Here is a 1,438-nt window from a genome sequence, read left to right on the forward strand (position 1 = left end):
GTCGAGCCCGAGAGCGGCGGCCTGTTGCGCGGCCCGTGCGGCGACCTCGTCCGAGCCAGCTTGCAGCCCGTGATCGACCACGACCGCCCCGGCGCGGATACCGCGCTTGGCGGCCTCGAAGGCGGTGGCCGCCGCCAGGGCGAGGGAGTCGGCGCCGCCGGAGAGGGCCACGAGGACCAGGCCCCCCTCGGGGGCGGGGCACTCGGCCAGCGCCTCGCGCACGGCGAGGCGGACGGCGGCGGTGTGTTGCGGAAGTCGGGGGAGGCGCTCAGTCACCCCCTCACGTTATACCGCCGGGCGCGCCACGGCGACTCCCCCGGGGCCCCGGTTCCCGCCAATCGGCGCACTTTCCCAGGCGTGTCCCCCCGAATCAAGTACGCTGGTCAGCGTCGCCGCACGGCGGCACGATCGTTCGCCCCGCGATTGCCGCGCCGGGCGCCACCAAGCTGAGGAGCCACCCATGGCAGCATTTGACGCCGTAATCGAAATCCCGAAGGGCAGCCGGAACAAGTACGAGATCGACCACGCCACCGGCCGCGTCTACCTCGACCGCGTGCTCTACACGGCGTTCGTGTACCCGACGGATTACGGCTACTTCGAGAACACGCTCGGCCTGGACGGCGACCCGGTTGACGTGCTCGCGCTCCTCGAGTACCCGCTGTTCCCCGGCGTCGGCGTGAGCCTGCGCCCGGTGGCCGTGTTCAACATGACCGACGACGGCGGCAACGACGCCAAGGTGATCGCGGTTCCCGCGAAGGACCCCCGCTGGGAGCACATCCAGGACCTCGCGGACCTGCCCGAGCAGACCAAGAACGAGATCGAGCACTTCTTCACGCACTACAAGGACCTCGAGCCCGGCAAGTGGGTCAAGGTCGAGGGCTGGGAAGACGCCGCCGCCGCCACGAAGATCGTGGAAGAGGGCATCGTGCGCCTCGCGGAGCAGGGCCACTAAGCCCCTCCAACTCAAACGGCTGTGGCCCCCACCGATCGGTGGGGGCCACAGCCGTTTTTCGGGTGCCGCTGCTCGGGTTCCTTAGAACCAGACGCCCCTGTCGCCCATGAAGTAGTACGGGTCGACGAAGACGCCGCCGATGAGCGTCTCGAAGTGCAGGTGCGGGCCGTTGGCGTTGCCGGTCGCGCCGACGAGGCCAATGACCTGACCCGCCTGCACGCTCTGCCCGGCGCCCACGTAGATCTCGGACATGTGCGCGTAACGGGTCTGGAAGCCACCGGCGTGGTTGATCCAGACCATGTTGCCGCCGCCCCAGCTCGTCCAGCCGCCCAGCTCCACGGTGCCGCTCGTCGCGGCAACGATCGGGGTGCCGTAGCCCGCGGCGAGGTCGGTGCCGGTGTGCTCGGTCGCGCAGTAGCCGTTGTTGCAGGCGGGGCGCCAGGTGCTGAAGTGCGAGCTGATGTAGCCGCCGGAGGGGCGTACCCA

The 1,438-nt window shown here is 70.0% G+C and carries 3 protein-coding genes; 1 reads left to right on the forward strand and 2 read right to left on the reverse strand.

The window, feature by feature from the left end:
* Positions 1 to 276 (reverse strand): ATP-binding protein (locus OOT08_RS07230; protein WP_442916189.1); only part of this gene is annotated, 276 nt, incomplete at its 3' end.
* A gap of 184 nt (positions 277 to 460) precedes the next feature.
* Here OOT08_RS07230 and OOT08_RS07235 point away from each other — a divergent pair.
* Positions 461 to 952, forward strand: coding sequence for an inorganic diphosphatase (locus tag OOT08_RS07235; protein ID WP_325091925.1), 492 nt, complete (start codon positions 461 to 463; stop codon positions 950 to 952).
* Positions 953 to 1,033: 81 nt separating this feature from the next.
* Here the strand turns inward: OOT08_RS07235 and OOT08_RS07240 are convergent.
* Positions 1,034 to 1,438: M23 family metallopeptidase (locus tag OOT08_RS07240; protein WP_325091926.1), on the reverse strand; the 405-nt coding region annotated here is incomplete at its 5' end.

This window comes from Leucobacter sp. M11, from assembly GCF_035726885.1.
Lineage (GTDB): Bacteria > Actinomycetota > Actinomycetes > Actinomycetales > Microbacteriaceae > JAPFRB01.

Bases quoted from the DNA above. Each gene is read 5' to 3' on its own strand.
- OOT08_RS07235 (WP_325091925.1), top strand. From the start codon at position 461: ATGGCAGCATTTGACGCCGTAATCGAAATCCCGAAGGGCAGCCGGAAC.